This window comes from Streptomyces sp. NBC_00996 (genome assembly GCF_045162675.1).
GTDB lineage: Bacteria > Actinomycetota > Actinomycetes > Streptomycetales > Streptomycetaceae > Streptomyces.
Map to the genome: position 1 here is coordinate 3,285,181 of NZ_CP108723.1, position 15,585 is coordinate 3,300,765.

General features: G+C 71.6%; 14 protein-coding genes, 1 pseudogene and 1 riboswitch. Of the genes and pseudogenes, 7 read left to right on the plus strand and 8 right to left on the minus strand.

Annotation, left to right across the window (positions count from 1 at the left end; translation table 11 throughout):
- The first annotated feature begins 19 nt into the window (after positions 1 to 19).
- Positions 20 to 1,054 carry an LLM class F420-dependent oxidoreductase gene (locus OG390_RS15510; RefSeq protein WP_406168374.1) on the plus strand — a complete coding sequence of 345 codons (1,035 nt, stop codon included), beginning with the start codon at positions 20 to 22 and terminating at the stop codon, positions 1,052 to 1,054.
- Positions 1,055 to 1,058: 4 nt separating this feature from the next.
- Here OG390_RS15510 and OG390_RS15515 read toward each other — a convergent pair whose 3' ends face one another.
- The gene (locus tag OG390_RS15515; RefSeq protein WP_406168376.1) at positions 1,059 to 1,619 is read right to left on the minus strand and encodes a hypothetical protein; all 561 of its coding nucleotides are present in this window, start codon (positions 1,617 to 1,619) and stop codon (positions 1,059 to 1,061) included.
- A 184-nt stretch (positions 1,620 to 1,803) separates the two neighbouring features.
- On the opposite strand from OG390_RS15515, the gene OG390_RS15520 reads away from it, so the two are divergent.
- Positions 1,804 to 2,097 (plus strand): hypothetical protein, encoded by a 294-nt coding sequence (locus OG390_RS15520; RefSeq protein WP_399073995.1) that lies wholly within the window; start codon positions 1,804 to 1,806, stop codon positions 2,095 to 2,097.
- A 25-nt stretch (positions 2,098 to 2,122) separates the two neighbouring features.
- Here OG390_RS15520 and OG390_RS15525 read toward each other — a convergent pair whose 3' ends face one another.
- The 3 genes from OG390_RS15525 to OG390_RS15535 are packed head-to-tail and all read right to left on the minus strand — an operon-like array spanning position 2,123 to position 5,495.
- Positions 2,123 to 3,193, minus strand: coding sequence for a prenyltransferase (locus tag OG390_RS15525; protein WP_406168378.1), 1,071 nt, complete (start codon positions 3,191 to 3,193; stop codon positions 2,123 to 2,125).
- Positions 3,190 to 3,924: a class I SAM-dependent methyltransferase gene (locus tag OG390_RS15530; protein ID WP_399073999.1), complete on the minus strand. Its 735-nt coding sequence runs from the start codon at positions 3,922 to 3,924 to the stop codon at positions 3,190 to 3,192. Before OG390_RS15530 ends, OG390_RS15525 begins: the two co-directional genes overlap by 4 nt.
- On the minus strand, positions 3,918 to 5,495 hold the full coding sequence (locus OG390_RS15535) for a glycosyltransferase family 4 protein (protein WP_406168380.1): 1,578 nt from the start codon (positions 5,493 to 5,495) through the stop codon (positions 3,918 to 3,920). The genes OG390_RS15530 and OG390_RS15535 overlap by 7 nt, the downstream gene beginning before the upstream one ends.
- Before the next feature lie 239 nt (positions 5,496 to 5,734).
- Here OG390_RS15535 and OG390_RS15540 point away from each other — a divergent pair, with 239 nt between their 5' ends.
- Positions 5,735 to 6,418: a TetR family transcriptional regulator gene (locus OG390_RS15540; RefSeq protein ID WP_399074003.1), complete on the plus strand. Its 684-nt coding sequence runs from the start codon at positions 5,735 to 5,737 to the stop codon at positions 6,416 to 6,418.
- A 41-nt stretch (positions 6,419 to 6,459) separates the two neighbouring features.
- Positions 6,460 to 6,635: riboswitch (TPP riboswitch) on the minus strand.
- 65 nt (positions 6,636 to 6,700) lie between these two features.
- Here the strand turns inward: OG390_RS15540 and OG390_RS15545 are convergent.
- A complete protein-coding gene (locus OG390_RS15545; RefSeq protein ID WP_406168383.1) occupies positions 6,701 to 6,934 on the minus strand; it encodes a ferredoxin in 234 nt (77 codons plus the stop codon).
- Between the two features lie 2 nt (positions 6,935 to 6,936).
- Positions 6,937 to 8,394 carry an aldehyde dehydrogenase gene (locus OG390_RS15550; RefSeq protein WP_406168385.1) on the minus strand — a complete coding sequence of 486 codons (1,458 nt, stop codon included), beginning with the start codon at positions 8,392 to 8,394 and terminating at the stop codon, positions 6,937 to 6,939.
- Positions 8,395 to 8,606: 212 nt separating this feature from the next.
- Between OG390_RS15550 and OG390_RS15555 the strand changes: the two genes are divergently transcribed.
- Both OG390_RS15555 and OG390_RS15560 read left to right on the plus strand, forming a co-directional pair.
- Positions 8,607 to 9,644, plus strand: coding sequence for an MBL fold metallo-hydrolase (locus tag OG390_RS15555; protein ID WP_406168387.1), 1,038 nt, complete (start codon positions 8,607 to 8,609; stop codon positions 9,642 to 9,644).
- Positions 9,645 to 9,880: 236 nt separating this feature from the next.
- Positions 9,881 to 10,321, plus strand: a complete 441-nt coding sequence (locus OG390_RS15560; protein ID WP_406168388.1) for a nuclear transport factor 2 family protein — start codon at positions 9,881 to 9,883, stop codon at positions 10,319 to 10,321.
- Positions 10,322 to 10,552: 231 nt separating this feature from the next.
- On the opposite strand, the gene OG390_RS15565 is transcribed toward OG390_RS15560, so the two are convergent.
- Positions 10,553 to 12,625, minus strand: a complete 2,073-nt coding sequence (locus OG390_RS15565; protein ID WP_406168390.1) for an ATP-binding protein — start codon at positions 12,623 to 12,625, stop codon at positions 10,553 to 10,555.
- Between the two features lie 186 nt (positions 12,626 to 12,811).
- Between OG390_RS15565 and OG390_RS15570 the strand changes: the two genes are divergently transcribed.
- Together OG390_RS15570 and OG390_RS15575 are read left to right on the plus strand one after the other, a co-directional pair.
- Positions 12,812 to 14,533, plus strand: a complete 1,722-nt coding sequence (locus OG390_RS15570) for a PP2C family protein-serine/threonine phosphatase (protein WP_406168392.1) — start codon at positions 12,812 to 12,814, stop codon at positions 14,531 to 14,533.
- A 34-nt stretch (positions 14,534 to 14,567) separates the two neighbouring features.
- Positions 14,568 to 14,900: pseudogene (locus tag OG390_RS15575) on the plus strand (serine hydrolase); the annotation flags it as partial.
- On the opposite strand, the gene OG390_RS15580 reads toward OG390_RS15575, so the two are convergent.
- Positions 14,894 to 15,556, minus strand: coding sequence for a phosphotransferase (locus tag OG390_RS15580; protein ID WP_406168394.1), 663 nt, complete (start codon positions 15,554 to 15,556; stop codon positions 14,894 to 14,896). The pseudogene OG390_RS15575 and the gene OG390_RS15580 overlap by 7 nt on opposite strands.
- Positions 15,557 to 15,585 lie beyond the last annotated feature (29 nt).

A 15,585-nucleotide genomic window follows, 5' to 3' on the forward strand; every position in this document is an offset into this window, starting at 1 on the left:
ATCGACGCCTGGAGGGGACATGCGGCTCGGTCTCGCACTCGGCTACTGGGGGCGCGGCCCCTCCGCGGACCAGGTGCCGCTCGCCCAGGAGGCGGAACGGCTCGGATACCACTCCGTGTGGACCGCCGAGTCCTGGGGCTCGGACGCCTTCACCCCGCTCACCTGGATCGCCGCGCGGACGTCCCGTATCCAACTCGGCACGGCCGTCGCCCAGATGGCCGCCCGCTCCCCCACCACCACCGCGATGCACGCGCTCACCCTCGACCACCTCTCCGGCGGGCGCATGATGCTCGGCCTCGGGCTTTCGGGTCCGCAGGTCGTCGAGGGCTGGTACGGGCGGCCGTTCCCGAAGTCGCCGCTGACCGCGACCAGGGAGTACGTGGATGTCGTACGCCAAGTCCTCCGGCGCGAGGCCCCCGTTGAACTGGACGGGCGCTTCCACTCCCACCCGTACCGGGGAGCCGACGGCACGGGCCTCGGCAAGGCGTTGAAGCCGATCACGCACCCCCTGCGCGCCGAACTGCCCGTCCTGCTGGGCGCCGAGGGCCCGAAGAACGTCGCGCAGACGACCCGGATCGCGGACGGCTGGCTGCCCCTGTACTGGTCGCCGACCCGCCCCCAGGCGTACGAGGCCTCGCTCGCCGACCTGCGCGAAGCCCGCGAGGGATCGAGCAAATGTCACTTCCTCGTCGCCCCCATGGCCCGCGCCCACGTCTGCGACGACCTCGCCGAAGGGCTGCTGCCCGTCAAGGCGATGCTCGGCTTCTACATCGGCGGGATGGGGCACGCGGCGCGCAACTTCCATGCCGATCTGATGGCGCGCATGGGGTACGAAGAGGAGGCGCGCCACATCCAGGAGCTGTTCCTCGCCGGGCGTCGCGAGGAAGCCGTCCTCGCCGTCCCGGACGCCTTCGCCGACGAGATCTCGCTCGTCGGACCGCGCGAACGCATCGCCGAGCGGCTGGAGTTGTGGCGCAAGGGTCCGGTGACCGACCTGCTGGTCCTGTCCCCGGACCCGCGCACGCTACGGGTGCTCGCCGAACTCAACTCGTAGTCGGTCAACCACCGGTGAGCTGCGACGCCGACGGCACCTGGTCCTTGACCTCGGCGCCCGCGCTCTTGCCGGCGTCCTTCACGTTGTTGATGACGTCGTCGAAGGAACTCACGGCACCGTCGGTCCCGTCACCCTTGCGCAGCTTGGAGGGCAGGCCCTTGAGCGTTTCGATGCCCGCGGTGAGCGGGGCGATGGCCTTGGAAAGCGCCGGGTCGCCCTCGGCGTTCTTCGCGGCCGCCTTGAGGCGGTTGTACGCGAACGTGCCCGCGAGGCCCGCCTTGACCAGGGCGAGCTTGCGCCCGTTCGCGCCCTTCTTGAACTTGCCGGCCTTCCACGGCTTGACGATCCACTGGTAGGTGGCTCCGGCCGCGAGCCCCGCGTTCGCCACGAAGCGGGTCTTGGCGAACTTCTGTTTCTCCGCGGAGGTCGATGGACTTGAAGGGGCGGTCGCGGCCACGGCGGCGGTGTCCTTCGTAGTGCTGTCACTACCGCAGGCGGTGGCGCCGGCGAGCAGGGCGCAGGACAGGGTGAGCGCCACGATCGGGCGCCGTATCGGTACGGGCACGGGGTCCTCCGGGAGGGGAACGGTTCCCCTGATCAGGGACAGAGTTCTCCCTGGACAGGGACATGGTTCTCCCTGGTCACGGGAGAACACGGCTCTCCCGTGAGCCTCACCCCGTCGCGGCGACTGCGCCACTTGAGCGAACCCGTTCGGGTTTCACTCACGATGCGCTGGCTACCCGGCGGGTATGTCCCCTCGATATCGCAACGGCTCGAATCAGGCGGGGACGGTCATCGCGATCGTCGCGGACGTGATGGCCGTCATCCTCGGTCTGTGGATCCTGATGTACCTGCTGGACGCCAACCGCGCCAACGACCTGGTGCAGTTCGTCCATGACGCGGCCGCCTGGCTCGCCGGCTGGTCGCGTGACCTGTTCACCTTCGACGAGGCGTGGGCGCGCGTCGTCGCGGGCTACGGCCTGGCGGCCGTCGTGTACCTCTTCGTGGGCCACGCGATCGCCAACCGTATGCACCGGCACTGAGCCTGCGGACAGTCCGCAGACTCACCTACGCGCAGCAGTCGGGGTCCAGGCCCCACGGGAGGCGTTCGCCGCCGAAGACCGCGCAGGTGGGCTCGTCGCCGCCCAGCGCGGCGACGGCCAGCAGGAGTGAACCGGCGGTCCAGGTGGTGAGTTCCTCGGGCCAGATGGCCTGGTCCTCGAAGACGTAGCCCGTCCAGTACAGGCCGGTCTCGGGGTCGCGCAGGTGCTGGATGGACTGGAGAATCTCCAGGGCACGGTCGGACTCGCCCACCGCCCACAGGGCAAGGGCGAGTTCGGCCGATTCGCCACCGGTCACCCACGGGTTGGGGACTACGCAGCGGACACCGAATCCCGGGACCACGAAACGGTCCCATCCCTCGTCGATACGGGACTTGGCCTCGGCGCCCGTCAACGCGCCGCCGAGCACCGGGTAGTACCAGTCCATCGAGTAGCGGTCCTTGTCGAGGAACCGCTCGGGGTGGAGCCGGATCGCGTGGCGCAGCGCGCCGACCGCCAGCTCCCAGTCGGGCTGCGGCTCTTCTCGCTGCTCGGCGATGGCCAGCGCACAGCGCAGCGCATGGTGGATCGACGAACTCCCGGTCAACAGCGCGTCGTTCACCGCCGTGCCGTCGTCCTCGCGCTTCCAGCCGATCTGCCCACCGGGCTGCTGGAGTCCGAGCACGAACTCCACGGCCGCGTAGACGGCCGGCCACATGCGGTCCAGGAACGTGTCGTCGCCGGTGGCCAGGTAGTGGTGCCAGACGCCGACGGCGATGTACGCGCAGAAGTTCGTCTCGCGGCCGCGGTCGGTGACGTCCTCGAAGTCCCCGTCGGCGTACGCCGCGTACCAGGAGCCGTCCGTGTTCTGGTGCCTGACCAGCCACTCGTACGCGCGCTCAGCCGCCTCGTGCTCCCCCGCCGCGTCGAGCGCCATGGCCGCCTCGGTGTGGTCCCACGGGTCGAGGTGGTGCCCGCGGAACCACGGTATGGCGCCGTCCGGGCGCTGCACCCCGAGGATCCCGCGCACCGTGGCGGCAGCCTGCTCGGCGGTGAGGACCCCGGGCAGGACGAGGTGTTCTGTCCGGGGGGTGGTCACTTGGCGTCCACCAGGGGGAGGTGGGGCTTGGTCGCGTACGCCACGAAACTCTTGCCGATCAGCGGGTTCAGCGCCTGCTCGGCGACCCGTGTGGCCAGGGGTTTCTTCATGATGTCCCAGACCAGGAGCTTGTGGTACGCCCGCACGGGCAGCGCCTTGTCGTTGTCGACGCCGAACGCGCACTTCAGCCACCAGTACGGGGAGTGGAGGGCGTGCGCGTGGTGGGAGCCGTAGGGCTTGAGGCCGGCCTCGCGGATCTTGGCCAGCAGTTCATCCGCCTTGTAGATGCGGATGTGGCCGCCCTCGACCTCGTGGTACGCGTCGGACAGCGCCCAGCAGACCTTCTCGGGGCCGTAGCGCGGAACGGTGATCGCGATGCGGCCGCCCGGCTTCAGCACGCGGACCATCTCCGCGAGGACGCCCTTGTCGTCCGGGATGTGCTCCATGACCTCGGAGATGATCACGACGTCGAAGGACTCGTCGGGGAAGGGCAGCGCCAGCGCGTCGCCCTCCATGGCCGTCGCGGTGGCTCCGGCGGGCGCCTCGCCCGCCTCCTTCATCGCCGCGAACCACTTGGCGACCTCGCGGATCTCCTCGCCGTTCTGGTCCAGCGCGACGACCTGGGCGCCGCGCCGGTAGCACTCGAACGCGTGCCGGCCGGCACCGCAGCCGAGGTCCAGGACGCGGTCGCCCGGGGCGAGCGGGAACCGGGAGAAGTCGACGGTCAGCACGTGGCCCTGCTTTCGCGGTTGGCTACAACTAGTTCTTCGGCGGCGTCCTGGGCGGGGGCTTCGGCCCCCTCGGTGGCCGCGGAGCGGTCGGGAGGCGGGGGCGCGATGGGGAGGTCGAGGCCTGCCGCGGAGCGGCGGGAGTCGTCGTCCGCGGAGCGGCGGGAGTCGTCGTCCGCGGAGCGGCGGGAGTCGTCGTCCGCGGAGCGGCGGGAGTCGTCGTCCGCGGAGCGGCGGGAGTCGTCGTCCGCGGAGCGGCGGGGGGCCCGGCCCGCGGAGCCGGCCATGGCCTCGCGGTAGTGGGCCACCGTGCCCTCGGCGGCTCGGGCCCAGGTGAAGCGCTGCAGTACCCGCGCACGGCCGGCGACGCCCAGGCGCACCCGCAGCTCCGGGTCGCCGAGCAGTCGGCTCAGAGCGGCGGCCAGCGCGCCCGAGTCGCCGGGCGGCACCGCGAGGCAGGTCTCGCCGTCGGGCCCGGCGACCTCCGGGATCGCCCCGCCGGTCGTGGCCACCAGCGGCGTGCCGGTCGCCATGGCCTCCGCCGCCGGGAGCGAGAAGCCCTCGTACAGCGACGGCACGCAGGCGACCTGCGCCGAGCGCACCAGGTCGACCAGTTCCGCGTCGGAGATCCCCTTGACGAACTCGACGGCGCCTTCGAGCCCGTACCGCTCGATGGCCTGGGCGACGGGCCCGTCCTCGGCGCGCTTGCCGACGACGACGAGGTGGGCGCCGGGGTGCTCGGTGCGCACCTTCGCGAGCGCCTCGACGAGGAAGACCAGGCCCTTGAGCGGCACGTCCGCGCTGGATGTCGTCACGATGCGGCCCGGCACCTGCCGTACCGCCGGATCCGGCGAGAAAAGGTCGGTGTCCGCGCCGATGTGCACCACGTGTATACGGTCCTGAGCCACACCCAGGTGGTCGACGATCTCCTGGCGTGACGTACCGGAGACAGTGAGCACGGACGGCAGGCGGCGCGCGACGCGCTTCTGCATGCGTGTGAAGGCGTACCAGCGGCGTACGGACGCGCGGCGCTTCCATCCCTCGGCGGCGTCCAGCTCCAGCTGCCGGTCGACGGTGATGGGGTGATGGATGGTGGTGACGAGCGGCGCGCCCACGTCGCCCAGCAGGCCGTAGCCGAGGGTCTGGTTGTCGTGGACGACGTCGAACTCGCCTCGGCGGGCACGCAGATGACGCCGCGCGCGCAGCGAGAAGGTCAGCGGCTCGGGAAAGCCTCCGGTCCACATCGTGCCGACCTCGAGCGCGTCGATCCAGTCCCGGAACTCCTCGCGCTTCGGGGTGCGAAAGGGGTCGGGCTGGCGGTAGAGGTCGAGGCTGGGCAGCTCGGTGAGGCTCAGCTCGGGGAGGCCTTCGTCCAGCACCGGATAGGGCTGGGAGCCGATGACCTCGACCCGGTGGCCGAGGCGGGCGAGCTCGCGCGAGAGGTGTCGTACGTAGACACCCTGGCCGCCGCAGAACGGGTTCCCCTTGTACGTGAGGAGCGCGATGCGCAGAGGTCGGTCCCCGTCGGCGGCCGCACCCTCCCCGGGGCCCGCCTCCATGGCCTCAGCGGTCACTTACGGCCCCCTTCTCCCTGCACTTTCCCGCGAGATTACGCCGGGACGCTAATCTAGAACAAGTTTCAGACTTGATCGTTCAAGGAGCACTGAATCTACCGGCAGGTAGCGCTGCTGTGAGCGGTGGATCAGGTGATTCACGCCACGACGGAATGGCGGAGTCCGATGATTCGCACGGCAGCCGGAGCCCTGCCATGCTGACTCATCGCTCCCTCTCGCTGATGTCACGGAACGGACCCATGCCTGCGGAAGCCAAGGCGGACTCGAAGAACGCGCGGTCGGCGTCGCAGCCGTCCACGCCCTCCTCCGCGCACCACTCCACCCCGCACCCCGCCACTGCCCCACTCACCGAGCGGCAGGAGGCGCGCCGCCGACGGATCCTGCACGCGAGCGCGCAGCTGGCCAGCCGGGGCGGCTTCGACGCCGTACAGATGCGCGAGGTCGCGGAGTCGTCGCAGGTCGCCCTGGGCACGCTGTACCGCTACTTCCCCTCGAAGGTCCATCTGCTGGTGGCCACGATGCAGGACCAGCTGGAGCACATGCACGGCACGCTGCGCAAGAAGCCGCCGGCCGGGGACACGGCGGCCGAGCGGGTGGCGGAGACGCTGATGCGGGCGTTCCGCGCCCTGCAGCGCGAGCCGCATCTCGCCGACGCCATGGTCCGCGCACTCACCTTCGCGGACCGCAGCGTCAGCCCCGAGGTCGACCAGGTCTCCCGGCAGACCACGGTGATCATCCTCGACGCCATGGGACTCGACGACCCCACCCCCGCCCAGCTCTCCGCCGTCCGCGTCATCGAGCACACCTGGCACTCGGCCCTGATCACCTGGCTCTCGGGCCGGGCCTCGATCGCCCAGGTCAAGATCGACATCGAGACGGTGTGCCGCTTGATCGACCTGACGGACCCGGCTGCGGACGACTAGGGCCGCGGGCACGCGGGCACGCAGGCACGCAGGCACGCGGAAAACCTACGAGACGGGTTCCCTTCGCCGGTATTACCCGGATCAGGTAGTGGAGGTCGCCTTCCGGTCCAACTGCTACCTTCCGGCCTCTCAGCCCGACCGTCGACGTCGGCCTCAGCGGATGCCTAAGCGTCTCGCCAAAGTCGGCTACTCCGGTTGAACTCCCTCACTCGCCTCGTAGGCCAATACCAGGATAGAACCTCCAAGGCTGGATAGAACCCCCCGAAAGGGATTTTTTTTTCTTCAGTTTTCTGGCGGGAACACCGGCTCCCCGCTCCCCAGCAGCGTGATCATGATCGCCTCCACCGGGCAGCCCTCCGCCGCCGCGAGGATCTTCTCGTTGGCATCGGCCTCCGGCTCGACCGGGTGGGACTGCATACCGGTGTCCAGGCGGAAGGCGTCCGGGGCGTGGTGGACGCACTGGGCGGAGCCGATGCACACCGAGCGGTCGACCTCCACCTGCCAGCGGTCGCCCATGCTCACGCCTCCCAGCCGGCCGGCAGATGGATCATCTTGTGCTCCAGGAACTCGCCGTACCCCTCGGGGCCGAACTCCCGCCCCAGGCCCGAGTTCTTGTAGCCGCCGAAGGGGCCGAGCATGTCGAGGCTGAAGGTGTTGACGGAGTAGGTGCCGGTGCGGACCTGGCGGGCGACGTCGATGCCGTGGGCCACGTCGGCCGTCCAGACGCTGCCGCTCAGCCCGTAGTCCGAGTCGTTCGCGATCTTCACAGCCTCGGATTCGTCGCCGTACGGGAGCAGGCAGATCACCGGGCCGAAGATCTCCTCGCGCGCGATCCGCATGGAGTTGTGGACGTCGCCGAAGAGGGTCGGCTCGACATACCAGCCGCGGTCGAGGCCCGGCGGACGGCCGCCGCCGGTGAGGATCTTGGCCCCTTCCTCCTGGCCGATGCGGATGTAGTCGAGGTTGCGCTGCTGCTGGCGCCTCGCGACCAGCGGGCCCACCTGGGTCGCCGGGTCGAGCGGGTCGCCGACCACCAGCGCGCCGGCCGCCGCCGCGAAGGCGTCCGCGAACTCGTCGTAGCGCGAGCGCGGCACAAGGATGCGGGTCTGGGCGACACAGGCCTGGCCGTTGTTCATCCAGGCCGCCGAGACGATGCCGGGGACGGATGTCCCGATGTCGGCGTCCGGGAGCACCACCGCCGCGGACTTGCCGCCCAGTTCCAGGGTCACGCGGGTGAGATTGCGCGACGCGACCTCCATGACGCGCTTGCCGGCCGCGACCGACCCGGTGAACGAGACCTTGTCGATGTCCGGGTGTCCGACCAGGTATTCGCTGACCTCACGGTCCGCCGGGAGGATCGACAGCACGCCCTCGGGCAGACCTGCCTCCTTGGCGATCTCGCCCAGCAGATAGGCGTCGAGCGGCGACTCGGGCGACGGCTTCAGTACGACCGTGCAGCCGGTCAGCAGCGCGGGCGCGAGTTTGGCCGCCGCCACGAACTGCGGGACGTTCCACGGGACGACGGCCGCGACGACCCCCACCGGCTCGCGCCGGACGAGGATCTTCCCGAGGACTCCGTCGCGCGTCTCCTCGTAGGTGTAGGTGCGCGCGACCGTGATCGCCGCGTCCCACACCATCATCGCGCCGAGGGCCTGCGCGAGGACGCTCCAGGAGTACGGGGAACCGTTCTCGCAGGAGATGACGCGGGCGATCTCCTCGTGGCGCACCGCGATCGCGTCCTTGATCCGGGTGACGACCTCGATCCGCTCGTCGAGGCTCATGCGCGGCCAGGGGCCCTCGTCGAACGCCTTGCGCGCGGCGGCGACGGCCCGGTCGACGTCACCCGTCGAAGCGTGCGGCACCCGCCCGATGACCTCTTCGGTGTGGGGCGAGATCACCTCGATGACGTCCTTGCCCAGGGGGTCCGTCAACTCCCCGCCTATGAACAGCTGTCCGTGTTCCACGAGCTCCGTCATGGCTGACTGCCTCCCGGGGGACCGTTCCCTGACGCTTCTCTGACGCTTCATCAGATACGAGAACTGATACCAGTTCCAGTCAGCGGAGTCCACGGGCCGGACGCCCGACGCGAAGAGATGACGGTCGACTTGGGCACCCAATGGAATCTGTTCTAGTTATAGTGGCCGGGCAGACCGGACAGTGACCGGAACACGGCGATTGGTGGGAGCCCATGGCGCAGGTGACCGATCACGGCGGGGGCGTACGGTCGATCCGTGTCCCCATCCCGGACAACCCCCTGGGCCACACCCTGGTGTACGTCGTGGACACCGACCGCGGTCCCGTCCTGATCGACACGGGCTGGGACGACCCCGCCTCCTGGGAGACCCTCGCCGAGGGCCTCACCGCCTGCGGCACCACCGTCGCCGAGATCCACGGTGTGGTCATCACCCACCACCACCCGGACCATCACGGCCTGTCGGGCCAGGTGCGCGAGGCGTCCGGGGCCTGGATCGCGATGCACGCGGCGGACGCCTCGATCGTCCGGCGGACGCGGGAGAACCGGCCCGAGCGCTGGTTCGCCTACATGGCGGCCAAACTGACGGCCTCCGGCGCGCCCGAGGAGCACCTGGCGCCGCTGCGCGGCGCCAGGACATCGGCCCGCCCGAGCACCCTCCCCGGCTTCTCCCCCGCCCTGCCCGACCGCGAGATCGTCCCCGGCGAACTCCTCGCCCTGCCGGGCCGCCGCCTGCGCGCGATCTGGACCCCCGGCCACACGCCCGGCCATGTCTGCCTCCACCTGGAGGAGGACCATCCCGCCCGCCTTCCGGGCCACGGCCGCCTGTTCTCCGGCGACCACCTCCTGCCGAGGATCACCCCGCACATCGGCCTGTACGAGGATCCGGACGACGTCACCGTCACCGATCCGCTCGGCGACTACCTCGACTCCCTGGAGCGCGTCGGCCGCCTCGACCCCGCCGAGGTACTCCCGGCCCACCAGCACGCCTTCGCCGACGCCCCGTCCCGCGTACGGGAGTTGCTCGTCCACCACGAAGAACGCCTGACCGGACTGCTGACCCTCCTCTCGACACCGCTCACCCCCTGGCAGCTCGCCGAGCGCATGGAGTGGAACCGGCCCTGGGACCAGATCCCGTTCGGATCACGCACCATCGCGGTCTCGGAGGCCGAGGCCCATGTGCGGCGGCTGGTGAAGCTGGGACGGGCGGAGGCAGTGACGGGGAGCGATCCGGTGACGTACGTGGCTGTGTGATGCGTCGGCCGCGCTGACGCGTCGGCCGCGGTAATGCGTTGGCCGCGGCGGGCGCGTCGGCCGGGGTAATGCGCCGACCCCGGCGGGCGCGCCGACCCCGGCGGGCGCGTCGGCCCCGGCGGGCGCGTCGGCCCCGGCGGGCGCGTCGGCCCCGGCGGGCGCGTCGGCCCCGGCGGGCGCGTCGGCCGGGGTAATGCGTTGGCCGCGGCGGGCGCGCGGCTGATAGCAACGGCGTCATGGATGACCTCGCGCAACTCCTCGCCGAGCGCGCCTGTGAGCGGCTCGTTCTCGACTTCGTCCGCCGTCTGGACCTCGGTGAACCCGGCTCGGTGGCCGAACTGTTCACCGAGGACGGCTGCTGGCAGTGGCCGGAGGGCGACCGGATCGTGCAGGGGCGTGACGCACTGCGGGAGTACTTCGGCTCCCGTCCCGCCGACCGGCTGTCGCGCCGCGTGATGACGAACATCCTCGTCACCGTGGGCTCGCCGACGACGGCCACCGCCACCTCGTACTTCACGACCTATCGCATCGACGGCCACACCGGTGGCATGGTCCCGGCCGGGCCTCCTGTCCAGATCGGGCACTACGAGGACGTCTTCCGCAAGGTCGGCGACCGCTGGCTGCTCGCATCCCGGACGCTCTTCCTGCCGTTCGGCGGACCGACGCCCCGCCAGTGACCGGGAGCTCGTTTCGCCCCCTCCGCCCCTACCCGTCCCGTACCTGGGGGCTCCGCCCCCAGACCCCCCGAGATCGCGCTCCGCTCGTCCTCAAACGCCGGACGGGCTGACCCTTCAGCCCCTCCGACATGTGAGGAGCGGGGCCTGGGGCGCAGCACCAGGTCGGGACGGGCGGGGGCGGAGAGGACGAAAGTCCGTGGCCTCGGGCGGCAGACGGCTGGAGAGGGTCCGTCAGCAACCGTGCTTCGCGTAGTCCAGCCCCTCCTCGTACGGCATGGCGAGGCCCTCCTCGTACGCCTTCTCGTACTCCGTGTCACCGATCTCCTCGCGGACGCGCAGTTCGTGTGAGCGGCGGGTGGCGATGAGGTCGGGTGAGTCCATCTGGGCGCGGCCGGTGAGTTCCCAGACGCGTTCGCCGATGCCGAGGAGGCGGGCCGCGCGGTGGCCGTCGCCGGCCGCGACGACACCGGCGGCGAGCACGTCGAGGGCCGTGGCCGCGCCGACGGTGTTGTGCAGCAGCCCGTGCCCGGCCAGGGCGGTGCGTGCGTTGCCGACCGCGGCGCGGACATCGCCGCGGGCCAGGTCCGCCTGGGCCACGATCCCGTCGGCGAAGGCTCCCGCCCACGACTCGCCGCACGCCACGCTGGCCGCGCGCACCTCCTCGGCCACCGTACGCGCCCGCTCGTGGTCGCCCCGCAACATGTACGAGAAGGAGAGCGCCACGCGGACCTGGATCTGGGCGGCCCCGAACCCGTCCTGCCGGATGGGCAGCCGGGGCGTGGCGGACAGCACGTCGATCGCCTCGGACAGCTTGCCGCTCAGGGCCAGTTGACCGCCGATGAGGTACGCGGCGGCCACCACCGCTGCCGGATCGCACTGGTCCCGCGCCGCGTCGGCGCACCGCACCGCCCACTCGGCGGCGACCTCCAGGTCGCCCTGGAGCAGCGCCACCGCGCCGCGCGCCCACACGGCTCGGATGCGGTCGGGGCCCGGCGGCGGGTCGGTGGCGAGCGCCAGGTCGAGGCAGTGCTGGGCATCGCGCAGATAGCCGCAGTGCCGCCACAGGAAGCCGATGTCGGCCGCCATCTCCAGGGCGACGCGTCCGTCGGTTTCGGTGAGCGCGTAGTCCATGGCGGCGCGGAGGTTGGCATGTTCGGTCAGCGTGCGCTCGCACCACGCCACCTGTCGTCCGGTGTTCCACTCGGCGCAGCCCTCGCGGGCCAGGCGCCGGTAGTGGTCACGGTGGCGCAGCCGTACGGCTCGCTCCTCGCCGAGCGCGCGCAGCCAGTCGGCGCCGAACTCCCGTACGGTGTCGAGGAGTCGGAAGCGGTCCGGGTCGGCGCGGTGACGGCGCACGATGGACTTCTCGACGAGCCGGGCGAGCAGGCCGGCGATCCGCCCGGCGGGCAGCGGACCGCCCACGCAGACCTCCTCGGCGGCGCGTACGCAGAAGCCGCCCGCGAACACCGAGAGGCGGGCCCACAGCAGCCGTTCCAGCGGTGCGCACAGTTCGTGGCTCCAGCCGATGGCCGTACGCAGCGTCTGGTGGCGCGGCGGCCCCTCGCCGTCACGCGCGACGAGCAGATCGAGCCGGGACGGCAGGCGTTCGCCGAGGCGGTCGTGCAGCTGGGCCAGGGAGAGCTCGGAGAGCCGGACGGCGGCGAGTTCGATGGCGAGCGGGATGCCGTCGAGACGGCGGCAGACGGCTTCGACCGCGGCGCGGTTGGTGTCGTCGAGAGCGAATCCGGTGGCGGCCGCTCGTTCGGCGAACAAGGCCACCGCGTCGTCGGCGACCGGCAACGGGTCCAGGTACAGCACGCGTTCGCCGGGCAGGCCGAGTGGCTCGCGGCTGGTGACGAGGATGCGCAGCCCCGGCAGGACCGGCAGCAGCGCCTCGGCGAACGCCACGCAGTCCGCGAGGACGTGCTCGCAGGAGTCGAGGACCAGCAACAGCCGTTTGCCCTCGGCCCATTCGGCGACCACCTCGGTGACCGGGCCCGTCGACCGGTCCGCGAGCCGCAGCGCCTCCACGACGGCCAGGCCCACCAGGCCCGCCGTGTGCAGCGGGGAGAGCTCCACCAGCCACACGCCGTCGGGGTACGCGTCCCGGACCCGGCCCGCGGCCCGCAGCGCGAGCCGGGTCTTGCCGACGCCGCCGACCCCGACGAGACTCACCAGCCGGTCGATCCCGATCCCGGGATCCAACTCGTCGTCCAGCCAGTCGAGTTCGTCCCGCCGCCCGACGAAGCTCCGCGTTTCCGGGGGCAGATTGCCGGACCGTCCACCGGTCGTCTTGTCAGACACGTGGACCAGTCTGTCCGCGTCGCACCCCCGCGATGTCCCGCTCCGGCAACTCGAACAGAGAGGCCGCAACCCTCATCACTTCCGTGCACCTTCCGACGAGATGCGATCAATTTCTCGTCGATGAGGGCGGGAAGGGTGATATTCGGAGATTGTCAGGTGATGGGCGAGAGTGACCAGGGAGGACGGATGGCCGCCAGGGGCGGAGGCGGTGGGGGCGACATGACCACGGGTGGCGAGAGCGGGGGCGCCGACTCGGCTGAGGGCGCGGGTGCCGGGGGCGGCAGCTCGGCCGCGGGGGCCGGTGTCGGGGGCTACAGCTCGACCGCGGGCGCCGGCGTCGGAGACGGCAACTCGACCGCAGGTGCCGGCATCGGAAGCTACAACGCCACCGCGAGCACGGGCCTCGGAGACAGCAACCCAACCGCGGGCAACGGCACCGGAAGCGGCAACTCGGCCACGGACGCCGGCGTCGGAGACGGCAACTCGACCGCGGGAAGGGGTTTCGGGAGCCGCGGCTCGGCCGCGGGCGCCGGCCTCGGAGACGGCGCCCCGGTCACAGGTGCCAAGGGCCGGAGCGACGACCTGAGCGCGGACGTCGGCGTCAGGGACGGCCAGCCGACCGCGGACGCCGATATCGGAGACGTCGACGTGACCCCGGACGTCAGTGTCAAGGACGGCCAGCCGACCGCGGACGCCGATATCGGAGACGTCGACGTGACCCCGGACGTCAGTGTCAAGGACGGCCAGCCGACCGCGGACGCCAATATCGGAGACGTCGACGTGACCGCGGACGTCGGCGTCAGGAGCGGCCAGCCGACCGCGGACGCCGGTGTGGGGGACGGGGACGTGACCGCGGGTGTCGGGCGGCAGGTGCGGTGGCTGGTGCTGGTGCCGCTGGCCGCCTGTCTGGCGATCGCCGTGCCGGATCTGTTCTTCGACCGGGTGCCGCCGCTCATCGTGCTGCTGCTCATCGGCCCGCTGCTGGCCTGCGTCCGGCTGGGCGTCCGGCACACCGTGTTGGCCTGCTGCTGGTCCGCGGTGCTGGGCCTCGCGATGGGGATCGACGACCGCACCGTGCAGACTTTCGCGTTCGCCGTCCACTGGAGCGGCCTGCTGTTCGGCTGCGCGCTCACCGTGTACGCGGCCCGGCAGCGCGAGCGGCTCGTCGCGACGCTCGACCGGGCCCGCGAGGTCGCCCGGATCACCCAGGAGGCGGTCCTGCGGCCCATCTCCCGCACCCTGGGTGGCACTCAGGTGTGCACCCGCTACCACAGCGCCGCCCTCGAGTCGACCGTCGGCGGCGACCTGTACGACGTCGCGGTGACCCCGTTCGGACTGCGTGTCCTCGTCGGCGACGTCCGTGGCCACGGGCTCGACGCCCTCCGGCTGACCGCCGACACGATCGCGGGCTTCCGCGAACTCGCCTACACGGCACCCGACTTGACGGCCCTCACCGCCGGCCTCGACGCACGGCTCGCTCCGGAGCTGGGCCTCGAGGACTTCGTCACCGCCGTGCTCGCCGAGTTCGCGCCCGGCGAGGTGCGACTGGTCAACTGCGGTCACCCGGCGCCCCTGCGCGCCGGCCATCGCATCGAACTCCTCGAACCCCTCGTCACCGCCCCGCCATTGGGACTGTGCCCCGACCCGCGCCAGTACCGTGTACGGCTCCAGCCCGGTGACCGGCTCCTCCTCTACACCGATGGCCTGACCGAGGCCCGCGACCCGGAGGGTGCCCCCTTCCCCCTTCTCGGCGAGGCCGCGCTCGCCCTGCGCGAGCCGCTCCCCGACGAGGCCCTGCACGCCCTGTACGCCCGCCTGATCGCCCACACCGGCTCGGCCCTCACCGACGATCTCGCCCTGGTCCTGTGCCAGCCCATGGAGGCGACGGTCCCCGCGCGTGTGCCGTGAAGTCATGCGCCCGGCGCAGTGCGGTCGCCCCGGCGTGCTGCTCGCCGACGGCACGGCGGGCGACCGACGCCTGCTCTCCCCCGGCTCGGTACGGCAGATGACCACCAACCACCTCACCTCCGCCCAGCGCCAGATCGGGGCACTGTTCATGGAGGGCCAGGGCTGGGGCTACGGCGCCCAGGTCGACATCGAACCCACCGACCCCTGGAACGTCCCGGGCCGCTACGGCTGGACCGGCGGCACCGGCACCACGGCCCACATCGTCCCGTCGACCGGCACCGTCGCCGTCCTGCTCACCCAGGTCGCCATGGAGAACCCGACGCCCACCCCGCTGATGCGGGACTTCTGGCGGCATACCGCTCAGTGAAGCAGCGTCCGGATCAATTCCTCCGCGTCGCCCAGGAGCTGGACCTCGCGCACGCTCATCGTCGGATTGGCCGCCCGGCGCCGTCGCGCCTCGGCGAGACCGTCCTGCGTCACGCCGTGCACGCCCTCCCGGAGCATCGCGGCCAGCGTCTCGCGCGCCACCTCCGCGTGCGGCTCACCGCCGACGGCGACCTGGGCGAGGATCACGGCGGACATGCCCCAGTCCAGGCCGGGCGCGCCCTCCTCGGAGTTGGCCCAGTCGATGACCTTCGGGCCGTCCGGGGTGAGCATCACGTTGTCCGGGTGCAGGTCCAGGTGCAGGACGCGGAGCGCCGGGTCCGCCGAGACCCGGGCGGGCAGCGCGTGCAACCCGCGCAACAGCCGGGCGAGGGTGACGCCCGCCTCCCGCGGGGAGAGCACACCGGCGCCGAACGCCTCCAGCATGGTCGGCCCGGACAGCCGCTCCATCACCAGATCGCTGCGGGTCGCCGCCCGCACCCCCGGCACCGGATACCCGTGCCCGCGCACATGCTCCATCACCACGGCCTCGGCGGTGGCGTCGCCCCACCCCTCCCGGTCCCGCCGCAGTACCCACGCCTCGTCGATCTCGTAGACGTCCGCCGAACGCCCCGAGCCGAGCAGTCTCCCCGTTCGCATGGGCCGACTTTAGGGCCTGTCCCCCGGAT